This is a genomic window from Candidatus Nitrosotenuis cloacae, assembly GCF_000955905.1.
Lineage (GTDB): Archaea > Thermoproteota > Nitrososphaeria > Nitrososphaerales > Nitrosopumilaceae > Nitrosotenuis > Nitrosotenuis cloacae.
Genome location: NZ_CP011097.1, coordinates 738,552 through 751,943, shown reverse-complemented (window position 1 = coordinate 751,943; position 13,392 = coordinate 738,552). Strand labels below are relative to the sequence as shown.

12 protein-coding genes and 1 rRNA gene are annotated in these 13,392 nt (G+C 42.7%); 3 read left to right on the top strand and 10 right to left on the bottom strand.

What is annotated here, in order from left to right; genetic code table 11:
- The first annotated feature begins 197 nt into the window (after window positions 1-197).
- The gene (locus SU86_RS04200; protein ID WP_048187701.1) at window positions 198-872 is read left to right on the top strand and encodes a sensor histidine kinase; all 675 of its coding nucleotides are present in this window, start codon (window positions 198-200) and stop codon (window positions 870-872) included.
- On the opposite strand, the gene SU86_RS04195 is transcribed toward SU86_RS04200, so the two are convergent.
- The gene (locus SU86_RS04195; protein WP_148550773.1) at window positions 869-1,948 is read right to left on the bottom strand and encodes a peptidase; all 1,080 of its coding nucleotides are present in this window, start codon (window positions 1,946-1,948) and stop codon (window positions 869-871) included. The two genes, SU86_RS04200 and SU86_RS04195, sit on opposite strands and share 4 nt — an antisense overlap.
- Window positions 1,949-1,993: 45 nt before the next feature.
- Complete coding sequence (locus tag SU86_RS04190) at window positions 1,994-2,353, bottom strand: DUF6659 family protein (RefSeq protein WP_048187700.1); 360 nt, start codon at window positions 2,351-2,353, stop codon at window positions 1,994-1,996.
- Window positions 2,354-2,428: 75 nt separating this feature from the next.
- Here SU86_RS04190 and SU86_RS04185 point away from each other — a divergent pair, with 75 nt between their 5' ends.
- Window positions 2,429-2,992: a poly(R)-hydroxyalkanoic acid synthase subunit PhaE gene (locus tag SU86_RS04185; RefSeq protein WP_048187699.1), complete on the top strand. Its 564-nt coding sequence runs from the start codon at window positions 2,429-2,431 to the stop codon at window positions 2,990-2,992.
- The gene (phaC, locus tag SU86_RS04180; protein ID WP_048187698.1) at window positions 2,982-4,043 is read left to right on the top strand and encodes a class III poly(R)-hydroxyalkanoic acid synthase subunit PhaC; all 1,062 of its coding nucleotides are present in this window, start codon (window positions 2,982-2,984) and stop codon (window positions 4,041-4,043) included. Before SU86_RS04185 ends, phaC begins: the two co-directional genes overlap by 11 nt.
- Here the strand turns inward: phaC and SU86_RS04175 are convergent.
- The 8 genes from SU86_RS04175 to SU86_RS04140 all read right to left on the bottom strand — a co-directional run bounded on the left by SU86_RS04175 (window position 4,040) and on the right by SU86_RS04140 (window position 13,314).
- Window positions 4,040-4,447: an AbrB/MazE/SpoVT family DNA-binding domain-containing protein gene (locus SU86_RS04175; protein ID WP_048189177.1), complete on the bottom strand. Its 408-nt coding sequence runs from the start codon at window positions 4,445-4,447 to the stop codon at window positions 4,040-4,042. The two genes, phaC and SU86_RS04175, sit on opposite strands and share 4 nt — an antisense overlap.
- Window positions 4,448-4,487: 40 nt before the next feature.
- Window positions 4,488-5,273: an alpha/beta fold hydrolase gene (locus tag SU86_RS04170; RefSeq protein ID WP_048187697.1), complete on the bottom strand. Its 786-nt coding sequence runs from the start codon at window positions 5,271-5,273 to the stop codon at window positions 4,488-4,490.
- Between the two features lie 103 nt (window positions 5,274-5,376).
- Complete coding sequence (dps, locus tag SU86_RS04165; RefSeq protein ID WP_048187696.1) at window positions 5,377-5,958, bottom strand: DNA protection during starvation protein; 582 nt, start codon at window positions 5,956-5,958, stop codon at window positions 5,377-5,379.
- Window positions 5,959-5,995: 37 nt separating this feature from the next.
- On the bottom strand, window positions 5,996-8,443 hold the full coding sequence (locus SU86_RS09365; RefSeq protein WP_082096125.1) for a fibronectin type III domain-containing protein: 2,448 nt from the start codon (window positions 8,441-8,443) through the stop codon (window positions 5,996-5,998).
- 79 nt (window positions 8,444-8,522) lie between these two features.
- The gene (locus SU86_RS04155; RefSeq protein ID WP_048187695.1) at window positions 8,523-9,497 is read right to left on the bottom strand and encodes an NAD(P)/FAD-dependent oxidoreductase; all 975 of its coding nucleotides are present in this window, start codon (window positions 9,495-9,497) and stop codon (window positions 8,523-8,525) included.
- Window positions 9,498-9,728 carry an Lrp/AsnC ligand binding domain-containing protein gene (locus SU86_RS04150; protein ID WP_048187694.1) on the bottom strand — a complete coding sequence of 77 codons (231 nt, stop codon included), beginning with the start codon at window positions 9,726-9,728 and terminating at the stop codon, window positions 9,498-9,500.
- 43 nt (window positions 9,729-9,771) lie between these two features.
- Window positions 9,772-10,146 (bottom strand): DUF6659 family protein, encoded by a 375-nt coding sequence (locus tag SU86_RS04145; RefSeq protein ID WP_048187693.1) that lies wholly within the window; start codon window positions 10,144-10,146, stop codon window positions 9,772-9,774.
- A gap of 171 nt (window positions 10,147-10,317) precedes the next feature.
- A 23S ribosomal RNA gene (locus SU86_RS04140) occupies window positions 10,318-13,314 on the bottom strand.
- Between the last annotated feature and the right edge of the window lie 78 nt (window positions 13,315-13,392).

Below are 13,392 nucleotides of genomic sequence, written 5' to 3'. Positions count from 1 at the left end.
TGTTTGCATCAATTAAACACACATAGAATTAGTAATCAATGCACCATAACTAACTCAGGTCTGTTGGACCAAATGCCATAAAATTCCCTTGCCAGACCAATGGTATCCCCAAGGTCCTACAGAACCGTTTTTCTAAAAAATCCAGGCTCAAGTCAAACAAATAAGTTAAAAGATTGATCTTTGAGTAAACATCACGTATGACAATTGAAGAACAAGACGTACGACAAAAAATGGACAAGCTTGTTCACATTGGTGAGTTGACATCAAGAATCACACATGATATGAGAAATCCGTTAACAGTCATCATTAATTACGCAACCATGGTCAGAAAAAATGCAAAAAATAAGCTGGATAAAAAATCACTAGACCAGCTTGAACTAATTGAAGATGAGGCAAGAAAAATGTATCACCAAATAGAGGACGTTCTCAATTATGTAAAGCTGCCACCACTAAAACTTCAAACTCATTCTCTTCATGACATATTAAAAAAAGTAATAGATAGAACTCAGATTGGCGATGACGTTGAAATCAATTTACCAAAGACTAATCCCATGATAACATGTGACATAGACAAGATGGAAATCGTGTTTGTCAATTTAATTACAAACGCAATTGAGGCAATGAACAAATCAGGTACAATTTCAATTGATTCTTCTGAGAGCAAAGACATCATAACCATTGAGATTGAGGATTCGGGGCCTGGAATAAATCAAGAAAACATTGAAAAAGTTTTTGAGCCGTTATTTACTACCAAAACAACCGGAACTGGACTTGGCTTGGCAAGCTGCAAAAACATCATAGACAGACACCGAGGAACAATATCTGCCAAAAATAATCCGACGACATTTATCATAAAACTACCAAAGAACTAGGCCGTAGTGGATCTGGTTTTGCGATAAACAAACACACCAACTATTGCAGCAAAAACAACCGGAATGACATAATAAAGATATGAAATTTCATGTTCTACCACGGCCTGAGGTATTACATCTGTAACTATACGTTGTGGGAAGGCAGGATTCTTGAACCCACTAATGAGGATCTTGTTTTGGGTTGTCCCCTCCACATCAAATGCCACATGCCAGTTTCCTTGCTCATCAATGCTTTGGATGAACTTTACAGGCTTATCGTTGATGTGTACTTCGAATTTCTCATCATCAGATGTTTTAGGCATCTCAAAACTCACATATGCTGGAAACTTGAACGAGTTTATCCCAAGAATCGAGAGTTTCGTTCCTGTTTCATCAAAGCCTTTGACCACAAATGACGCTGTGGAGTCATATCGAAAATCAAATCGTTCGCCATTTCTGAGTGTGTTTAGTGGTACGATTGTTTCATCACCGAGTGCAAAGCAGCTATAATAATGAACCAGATCAGCCAAAGTTGGATCAGGATACATTGTAAACTCTAGTGTTTGTCCGGGCTCTATTTTGTCTATTTTTTCAGGGTTTTTTGCAACATCAATAAAGGAATTGTTTTCTCCATGAATAGTAGCATACACCTTAAGATCATATACGGTGAGATTGCCCTTGTTTACTATTTTACCAGAGAGATGGCCATCGGAGTGTTTTCTCAAGGATCGGTCATAAACGACTTCTACTTGTGTTGGTAGTGTATCAGATTTTTTTTCAAATGTGACCTCAAAACTTTCTATTGTTACATTTGTATCAGTTATCTCCGGAATTTTGATCTTAAATGGAATGTCTTTGCCCTGAAAAACAACTGGGAGTTGTTGTGTGATTGTAGACTCTTTTTGATTCTCAAATATGCTCAAGTGTAAAACAGGTGACACTGGATAATTTTCAGTGTTTTTTACAGCGCCGACTACAGTGTAAACTCCATTAGAATCAAAATATCCAAGAATTTCATCCTCAGGTACGAATACATCGGCATAAGATGGAATCATGCCAACAGTCAAAACAACGAGTAAGACTAGCGCGTTTTTCACATCAGAAAATAACTTGTATTCGTATCTTAAACCAATCTGTGATTTTCACTTTAGGTATTGCTCGATTATTTTGAGGGCGTCAAACGCCAGTTTTGAGAAGTTAATGTCTCTTTCAGCAGACACGAGTAGGATTTCCTTGTCTACTGGAAAACTCATCACAACCACCTTGTCTCGGTATGACATGGCAAATCTGACAGGTCCAAGCTCGGAATCAAATTCTTGACGCATTCTAACTCGCAATGCAAGCTCCATGTAGAGCATCTCATCTTTTTTTGTGTCCTCTAAGGTTTTCTTTCCCTCATTCATGCCACCGGCTACCAGATGCCCTTTGTTGTTAATCAGCCCAACAAAGCGGATCATAGTGTCCAGTTTTTTAATTGAATTACACAGTTCTTCTTTTTCCATTATAGGTTCTCCTTGCTTTGATGTATCATATTCAGAGGACGAACTATTTATTGCGATCTTGTGTATTTAATCAGCATGTCACAAGACGTCAATCTGCCGCTTGATTATTACAAACACGTCTCCCTGTTTTGGACGGATTTGATACACCTAATGTCAGGCAAACCGATTGCACTGACATCTGTTGGTCCAATGAGAAACTGGGCAAATGACATGAAAAAAGTGGTCACCGAACTAATGGATGCAAACGATGACTTGGTTGAATTTAACCAAAAACTGACTGAATACTATAAACAATTAACCGAGGCATGGATGGATGCGCAAAAAAAGGTAAACACCAAGGTCCCAAACATACCGCAGGATGTTGAAAGTATAGAGGCATACAAACGAATTTGGATTGATATTTTTGAGAACGATTTCACCCAACTCTTTGATTCGGAAGAATTTGGTCACAATTATGGGAAATTGGTTGCAGCGGAATTAGAGCTGACCCGTCATTGGGAAAACATTACAAACGTTATGCTTCATTCAATGAAGCTTCCAACAAGAAAAGAAATTGACGAAGTATACAAGGAATTACATGAGCTAAGAAAAAGAATAACAAAACTAGAGAAAAAAGAGGAAAAACCAAATGCAAGATAGTATGGTTGATCCAAAACTAGTAGAGGAGTTTCTCAGTTTTACAAAAAATGTCAGCGAGGCCCCAAAGCTAGTTCCGGCCCCAGACGAGATAACGCTGGAATCAACACCATATGATGTGGTATTTGAGCAAGACAAGATGAGACTGCTCCACTACAAACCAATCGCGGAAAAACAGATCAAAACGCCATTGCTGATCAGCTATGCAATAATCAATCGATTCCACATACTGGATATTCAACCAAAGAAAAGCTGGGTCAGAAAACTACTAGAATCCGGAATAGACATCTACATGATCGACTGGGGAACCCCATCAAACATTGACAAGTATTTGGATTTTGATGATTATGTCAACTCGTATTTGGATAACTGTGTTGATTACATCAGAAAGGAATCCCAAGTTGATAGTGTGTCATTGCAAGGATATTGCACTGGAGGCACGATTGCGACAATTTATGCCACTTTGCACCCAAAAAAGGTGCGTAATCTCATAGTTACGGCACCTGTAATCGATGGATGGAAGGACACTACAGTAGTTAGCAATGTGGCAAAACACCTCAACATAGACAATTTGGTAGACATAATTGGAAACATGCCGCCAGAATTCATGTATTATTGTTTTTCAATACTAAAACCATTTGAGCAAGGCCTTGAAAAATACTACAAATTCTTCAAAAACATACACGACAAAGAATTTGTGGATAGTTTTTTGCGAGTAGAAAAATGGCTAAGTGATACACCGCCAATTCCAGGAGAATTATTCAGACAGTGGATTAAGGACATCTATCAGGAAAATCTCCTAATCCAGAACAAGATGTATGTCGGTGGAAAACAAATTGATCTCAAAAACATTTCAATGCCGATTTTTGTGCAGGTTGCTGTAGGTGATCACCTAGTATCACCAGAATGCAGCATGCCGATTTACTATGCAGTTGCAAGTGAGGACAAGACCATGAGGGTATATCCAATTGGACATGTAGGAATGATTGCAAGCTCGTTTTCACAAAAACAAATTTTGCCAGAGCTGAGTCAGTGGATTAAAGAAAGATCCTAGTTTTGCTTCTTCTTTTTCTCTAATGGTATTACTACCACTTGCACTAGATCTCCTTCGTTGATTCTTAGTGCATCACGTTCTGCTTCAGGGATTGATATTCTTCCATTGCTTCCAATGGTGGTCTTGAATGCACCATAGCCCATAAAGTTCTGCATGAGATTTCCCATGTTGAATAACTGCTCCATTACGTTTTTTTGCACAGATGACATGTTGTTGACAAATTCACTTTGTGCCTCGGACGATTTTGAGGTCAATTCTTTGATTGCATTTAGCGGATCAAATTTTTGATTGTTTTCCATGTATGAGGAAAACGCCTTCATGAACTCGGCTTGTGCACGACCGCCTTTTTGAACCCAGTCCTGGAACATAGATACATAATCAATTTGGTTACTGTTACCAACCATTACCATTGTCCGGCCAATTAGTTATTTAAAGATAGCACAGTTATTTCAAAAAATCAAGCACAAGTTTGCTAAATTCTGATGGGTCCTCGACGTATGGAGTATGGCCGCATCCTTCCATTTGATAAAATCTACAATCCCTAATTCTTTGAACAAAGTATTTTGCATAAGTTATTGGGATGACAGGATCTAACTCACCCCAGACTACTAGTGTTGGAATTTCCAATATTTCCAATTTTGTTGAGATTTCAGGTGCGTTTTTTAATCCAAGAATTGTTGACATGAAGGCATATTTGGCATTTGGCATGAGCATTCGTTGAACAAATCCATCGATTATGTTTTGACTCACATCCTTGTTGGTTCCAGTCATTGCAGAAAATGCGGTTTTTGCACTGGATGGATCAGGGTATAATGCCGCCATAATATATGCATCAAGTGCAGGTGTGGACTGTTTCATTGCTCCGGCAGGCGATACTAGGATTAGTTTTTCCACACTGTCTTGATTAGCCGATACATACTCGACTGCAATCTGCCCACCAAGGGACGAGCCAATTACTGTTGCCTTTTTCACTCCAAGCTCGGCCAGAAACTGAGAGACAAAATGAGCAAAAAATTCCGTAGTGTAATCAACCGTAGGCTTGTCACTCAGACCAAATCCGATCAGATCAGGAACATAAACGGTAAAGTGCTTGCTGAAACTAGACATAACAGACTCCCAACGTTCAGCGGATGCACCAAGGCCATGAATAAGGACTAGGTTTCGCCTTGACGATCCAGCCTTTAGGTATCTAATCCTATTACCGTCAACAATCACAAATTCTTCTTGCATCAGGTTATCGTCGTTTTATCTTTCACATAGATAAGCTTTAGCATGCGTATGATCGTAAGAGACAAGCTTGACAGATCTAGCATAATAAAAAAGTGAAAAAGGGCTAGCCTAGCGCTCGAGAGTGTTTTGCTGTGTGGGGTCGCTCTCCTGGGAATTTTCTTCTCATGTGAGCAGATGGTCTTCCATGGAGAAGCTCCAAAAACCAAGCCTCATGTTCAATTTCCTCTCGCAAGATGTCTTTTGCTACATCATATGTGGCAGGATCTTTTCCATGGGTCATTTGGCATATTTTGTTCCAATTGACAATTGCCCCTTGTTCAGCTTTGAGGCATTTTTCCATTATCGCCCTCAGATCTGTTTTGTTTGGAGGTAGTTGTAAAAACTCACAGCCAGACATTTTGATAAATTCTGTTGCGTCGTTTGGTAGGCTTCCACCAAGCTCATAGATTCTTGAGAGGCAGGACTCAAAATGACTCAGGTCCTCTAGTCGTGCATCTTCTATTACGCCTTTGATGCCCTCGCCATCAACGCCAGTGCAATGCATTCGAAGGTTTGTGAAGTAATAGTATGCAGTAAACTCTACTGATGCATTATAGATCAAGAGCTTAATCAGCTCATCAATATCTACCCCATTTTGTTTTAGGATGTTTACGCCGACTACGTTTGGTTCGTTTTGATTAACCATGAATTGCTAAAAAAATCTGAAAATAAAAATCTGCTTGTTATTGGTTGGCTCTCTTGGCTTTTTCGGCCTCTAGTGCCTTTCTTGCTTTCTCCCAGGCGGCTGCTTTTGCTGCTGCAAGTTCTTGCTCGGCTTTGCTTTTAGTGTCTTCTTTTGGTTTGGCGTCAATGTTGGCCTTTTCTAGTGCTTTTTGTTTTGCTTCTTCTGCAAGCTTGCGCGCTTCTTCCAAGGTTTTTGGTTTTTGTATGGTAGCGTTTACCGGTTTTTGTTTTGGGTTTTGATCTGGTGTTTCTTTTGGTGCTTTTAGTGCTGCTTGTTTTTCAGCAATCAGTTTTTGTCTTGCTGCCTGTGCATCTTTGACGGCTTTCTCATTTGCCAATCTGGCCTCTTCTCGTGCGGCCTTTGCTTTGTCACTGTCACCTTTACCAGATTGTTTCAGCATTGCCTCTCTTGCCTCTTGGGCTTTTCTCTTTACTTCTTCTTGTTGTGCTTTTAGTATTGATTGAGGATCATTGCCTACAGGTTTAGTCGGTGTCGTAGTAGGTGTGGCCGGCGCGGTTGTTGAAAATCCTGCCGGCGGTACAGATGTAGTAGTTGGTGTAGCAGATGCCTCATTGGATCGTGGACTGGAGCCAGCAGAAAATAATGCACTGACAACATATGTGTGGGGTTTGCCAGTAACTAATCCGCTAACTGTGTATTTTGTACTAGAACCAGCATTATCTTGAATGACTTTGTAAGAGTCGCCGATTTTTTCTTCAATTTTGTATCCGTTGATTGATTGTTTGTAGGTTTGCGATGGTGCAGTCCAAGACAGATGAATTTGAGTTGGTGCAATTGCAATGGCAGTCAGTGTAGGTGTGGTTGTTTCCTTTGGAACTGCGGACGATTCGCCAGATGGACTACTGGTTCCAATAGAATTGATTGCATACACTCGATAATAGTATGTGGTTGCAGTAGTAAGTCCAGTGTGAGAATATGTGGTTGCTGTACTGCCGGTGTTTGGCAAGATTACCTCAAATGATCCCGCACCCTTCTTTGCTTCAATCTTGTATCCGGTGATTGGTCCACCACCAATATTGGTTGGTGCAGTCCAAGACAGATTGATCTGAGTACCGGAAACAGATATTGCCGTAAGGCCTGTCGGGGCGCCCGGTGCGGTGTTTGTTTGGGCTGGAGTAGATTGAGCAGTAGGTGTTGCGGATGCCTCTGGAGAGGGATTGCTTGCTCCAACCGAGTTTATCGCAGAAATTTTGTAAACATGTACTTGGCCTGCAGTCAATCCGGTGTGAGAGTATGTTGTTGCGGTATTTCCAGTGTTTGCAATGAGTGTGGAATAAGCGGCAGAGCCTACCTTGTACTCGATTTTATAGCCAATTATCGGCGAGCCGCCATTGTTAGATGGGGCGGACCATGAGAGATTAATCTGAGTTGCAGATGCAGGTGTGGCAGTAAGCCCCGTTGGCGGGGCGGGGGATGATGATACAGATGCAGTTGTAGGTGTAGCAGATGCCTCAGGGGATGCAGTACTTGTACCAATGGAGTTGATTGCGTATACTTTGTAAGCATATGTGGTTCCAGTAGTTAGTCCAACATGGCTGTATGATATGGTGGAGTTACCGGTATTTGCGACAAGTGTAGAGTATGATGCGGAGCCTTTTTTGTAATCAATCTTGTATCCAGTGATTGGATAGCCACCCGTGTTAGATGGGGCGGACCATGACAAGTTGATTTGTGTAGCAGATGTTGCAGTTGCAGTCAATGCAGGCGGTGCAGTGGGAGCACTGGATGATGATGCAGGTTTTGGATTTGCCGTTGCTTCGGTAGATGGTTTTTCGCTTGTCCCAAATGAAGTCATGGCATAAACACGATACACGTAGACTTGGCCTGCAGAGACTCCAGTATGCGAGTATGTTGTGGCAGCATTTCCAGTGGTAGGGACAAGATCTGAATAAGTACCAGAGCCAATCCTATATTCTATTCTATAGCCGGTGATTGGATAGCCTCCGTTATTGGAGGGTGCAGACCAGGATAGAGTCACTTGTGTTGGTGACATTGGAGTTGCAGAAAATCCAGTTGGTGAGCCAGGCAATGTACCAACGGATGATGTGGTTGGAGTGATTGTGACTTCAGATGATGCGGCTCCAGTACCAACAGAATTGATTGCATAAATTTTGTAAGAATATGATGTGCCGGTAGTCAATCCAGTATGAGAATAATTCGTAGTAGTTGTGCCGGTAGTAGCGACCAGTACTGTGTATGGTCCAGAGCCAGTCTTGTATTCAATTTTGTAGCTAGTAACTGTAAATCCAGATGGTGCAGTCCAGAAAAGATTCACTTGTGTTGGAGAAATCGCTGCGGCAGATACTCCAGTAGGCGCACTTGGAACTATAGTGTCTGCAAATACCGGAATTATCGCAATCGATAGTACAATTACAGATATTGCAAACAAGGAAAACACGTGATGAGTCATAATTTTATCATGCATTTACATAAAATATCAAAAACAGGATGTTTTTAGGGATTGCTAATGAATTTGTTGAGTTCCAAGCCAAATATTGCCTAGATTAGTAATGGAATACAGTATCACCGATTGTTTTCTTCCAGTCGGCACGTATTCCAGGCTTACCCCTGAGTTTCTCAACGTGATTAAACGCGGACAAGCCGGCAGCTGCACCATCACCACATGCAGAGATTATTTGCTTGTATGGGATGTTTGTTGCATCGCCTGCAGCAAATATTGCAATGTGTGTTGTTTTGCCCCCCTCAGTTACCTCAATTTCGCCTTTCTGGTTTATTGTAACTAGGTGTTTTACAAAATCCAGATTAATTTTAGAGCCCATCTCAATGAAAAGGCCATCGACATTGATCGTTTTTTCATTGCCAGAATTATCAAGCAATGTGATCTGCTGCAAAGAGTTTGCTCCAGATATGGATTTGACTGATGACTGCGGAATCAGCTCAACGTTTTCTTTTTTCTTGATTGATTCAATGAGGTCTTTGTCTCCGCCTAGCGCCGCACCTTTGTAAATCAGATATACCTTAGATGCCATGCGTGAGAGTAAAATCCCAGATTCTACCAAATACCCGCCAACCCCAACAGTGGCAGTGGACCTCCCCTGGTAAAATGGAGCATCACATTTAGTACAATAATGAACGCCCTTGTTCGCAAATTGAGTTTCGTTTGAGAGTCCTAGACTGTTTGGAACCTTTCCGGGTGCCAAAACAACTGCCTTTGCCAAATATTCTGTTCTGCTTGTCTTTATTTTTAGTCCAGATTCTGCTTCATCAATTTTTTCCACAGTATCATATGTTATTTCGCCTCCAAAAACAAGAAACTGGTTTTCCAGTGTTTTTGCCAAAAGTTGTCCGCTTGACATCATAGTACCAGGATAGTTTTCCAGTTTTGGAATAAGATTTAGTTGGCCTCCAAGATCTTTTGATATTACAAGGCAGGGTGTTTTTTGTCGTGCAATAAATATTCCAGCAGATAGTCCACCTGGGCCTGCGCCAACTACTATAATGTCATATTCTTGAACCAATTAATTCACAGAGATTAATGAGGTGAGATTGTTTATTCCGTTTATGCCATGTATGTGAACATCAATTGCGGTTTTAATTTGCTGCATGTCATTTGATTCCAATATTATCAAGACATCATAAATTCCATAAACGGCTTTTACAGTTTTTACGGTCGGGATCTTTTTTGCTTGCTCGATTATGTTTTTTTGTTCCTTGTAATCGACATTAAGCAAAACATATGCCTCATTCATATTCACATAGACTCATTATAATTTAAAAAGTTTAATTGTCAGTCTAAGAGGCGTCACTAAATATTGTGACAACACGTTTGGCTATTTTTTCAATATCCACTGTGGGTTCTGCAGATATTAGTAAAACAAATTTGCTTACAGGAAACGGGAAGCTTATCAAGACCAATCTATCTCGTCTTGCTGCAAGATAGTTAATTGGGCCCAATGTTTTGTCATACTCTTTGCGTAATGAAACACGGGATGCAAAATCCATAAAATCATCCAGTCGGCTCTCATCGTTCTCAAGTGGCGTTATTCCAGGCTTGAAACCACCAACTACCAGTTTGCCTTGTTCATCAATTATTCCTGCAAATCGAATTTCTTTTTCTTGTTGGAGTTGTGAGCATTTTGATTCATAAAATTTGTACTCGATACTCATCAAAAACGATAATTCTGCCCATAATAAAAAATTTGAGATATTCTCAAAATAAGAAGAAAACATAGTCGTGTAATTGAAAAATTTGTTTCTCACAAAAAATCAAACCCAGTTTCCACTAGGGTTTGATTTTAAATGAAAAAATCATCGCGCATAGTCTCTATGTAATGTGGCTAACCAGTGCGTTGGTCTATTAGTAATGGCAGGCTCACCACTCGCCGAAGCTTGTGATCTATACCTCCATCCTATCAATGCAGTCTTCTACTGCCGACCTTCATCCTAAGAAAGGCTATTTTGTTTCAGGAAGGGTTTCGCGCTTAGATGCTTTCAGCGCTTAGCCCAGATGGCTTAGCTGCCCGGCCTGCCTTGTCAGACAACCGGTAAACCAGTGGCCACGCTGCTCTGTTCCTCTCGTACTCGGAGCAACTTCCCCTCAAATAGCCACACTTCCATCAGGCAGAGACCGACCTGTCTCACGACGGTCTAAACCCAGCTCATGTTCCCTTTTAATAGGCGAGCAGCCTCACCCTTGGCCCCTGCTGCAGGACCAGGATAGGAAAAGCCGACATCGAGGTACCAAACCGCGGGGTCGATAGGAGCTCTCGCCCGCGACGAGCCTGTTATCCCTGGGGTAATTTTTCTGTCACCTCCGGGCCCCAATAGTGGGCACACGAAGGATCGCTAAGCCCGACTTTCGTCTCTGGATCCCGTGCGTTTGGAGATCCAGTCAATCCAGCTTTTGGCTTTGCCCTCTTCAACGGATTTCTGACCCGTTTGAGCTGAACTTTGGGCCCCTTTGATATCTTTTCAAAGGGGTGCCGCCCCAGCCGAACTGCCCACCTGCACGTGTCTCAGGTCTTCACCTGATAAGCGATACTGCAAACAAGGTCTGGTGTTACAACGGCGCTTCTTAACACCCCGGAGGATGTTAAGCATGGCTACCAGATACACTATGCAATGTCAACTATACCGCAAGCACAAGCTGCAGTAAAACTCCACGGGGTCTTCTCTCCCCGATGGAAGATGATGGACTGTTCGTCCACCTTATGTAGCTTCACCGGGTTGTAGGCGGGGACAGTGGGGCTCTCGTTGTTCCATTCATGCACGTCGGAACTTACCCGACAAGGCATTTGGCTACCTTAAGAGAGTCAGAGTTACTCCCGGCGTTAACTGGCCCTTAGCTCGGTTGAACCCAAGTTTTAGGTACCAGCACCGGCCAGGATTCAGTGACTATACACATCCTTTCGGACTAGCAGTCACCTGTGTTTTTATTAAACAGTCGGAACCCCCTTGTCATTGCAACCTGCTATCCCAATTTCTCATTAGGATTGCAGGCATCCCTTATACCGAAGGTACAGGACTAATTTGTCGAGTTCCCTCGCCTACGGTATACCCGATACTTCTTGGACTTCTCATCCAGTGCACCTGTGTCGGATCTCGGTACGGTCACGACAGATTGCTCTCTACATGATTTTTCACGGTCCCCAAGACTCAGACAAACTCAGCTAACGCCAAGCCATTCCCCACTCGAATTGGTTCTCGTCATTACGACACTCCCCAAATCTCGAAAAGTTAGATACAACGACGGTTGTACTTGCCTTATCTTAAAGCGATCATATAGATGATAACGCTCACTGTCGGGTACTGGAATATTAACCAGTTTCCCTTTCGAATAATTCTGTTGAGATTATTCTTAGGACCGACTAACTCCAGGCTGATGACGCATTGCCTGGAAACCCTTGCACTTGCGAAGGTAAGGATTCTCACCTTACTATGCTGTTACTGCTACCAAGATCTGCAATAGCAATCGGTCCACAGGACCTTACGACCCTGCTTCGACCCAATCACCACGCCAACCTACCATGACTTGCCCTAAGGCAAGTATCCAAAGTATCGGTACTATGCTTTAGCCCCGTCCATTTTCGAGGCCACCACGCTCGGCAGGTAAGTTGTTACACACTTTTTAAAGGATAGCTGCTTCTGAGCTTACCTCCCTGCTGTCTTGGCGTAATGACGCTCTTCCGCTTGACACTTAGCATAAATTTAGGGACCTTAACTTTGGTCTGGGTTAAACCCCTCTCGGTTGCGAACCTTACGTCACGCAAACCCGTCTCCTTGCTTCTACGATGCGCATCCATTCGGAGTTTGAATAGGTAGTGAGGAATTTCTTCCCCGGTCTACCTTATCAGTGCTCTACAGGAAGCGCCATCTCCACAAAGGACACCCTACGAGATGCTTCGGTTGGAACTAGCGAGCGCCGAGCTAGATTGGTTTTTGACCCCTATCCCCAAGTCAGACAAACAATTTGCACGTTAGAACTGCTTCAGCCCTCCAACGGGCTTTCGCCCGCCTTCAGCTTGCTCAGGGATAGATCGCTCGGCTTCTAGCCTTGCCGCTATGACTCTACGCACTTTCACACGCTTTCCCTCACAATGTTGCGGAAATTCGGTTTCCCTTCGCCTCCATCCTGTTAAGATTTAGGCTCGCCATAACGGTAAGCTCCTTGGCCCGTGTTTCTAGACGGAACGGATGACACTGATGACTAGAAACCCAAATCTTCAGCCCTATTGCTAGGACCTCCAACCTGGAAAATCACCTTCTATGCCACCCACGTCTGTAACCAGTAGGTTTCATGCACTTTTCACCCCCCTTCCGGGGTACTTTTCAGCTTTCCCTCACGGTACTAGTTCACTATCGGTCTTGAGTAATGTTTAGCCTTAGATGCTACTTTCACCTAATTTCCTTGCCCACTGCCAAGGACAAGTACTCTGGTCATGATAAGATCCAATACTGTTTCGCCTACGGGGGTATCACCCTCTATGCCATAATGTTCCAAAAAACTTCGGCTGCATTCTTGGATCGTAATATCATAACCGAACACCACATCTCTGCCATGTTACCACAGCAGATTCAGTTTGGGCTGTTTCCGTTTCGCTCGCCGCTACTTGGGATATCTCAATTGATTTCTCTTCCACATGGTACTAAGATGCTTCAATTCCCACGGTTCGATCACCGCCCTTGCGGACGGTGTGTATGTAAATACAGGATTCCTATTCGGAGATCCCGGGATCATAGGACGCTTGCGCCTACCCCGGGCTTATCGCAGCTTGCCACGTCCTTCATCTCTTCTCAAGCCTAGCAATCCTCCTACTGGCGTCTATGCACTGGTATGATTAGCCACAATATTACACGACTATGCACGATGATCATTGCGTGGTACTGGTGTACCCCGCTACATCCTTCATACAT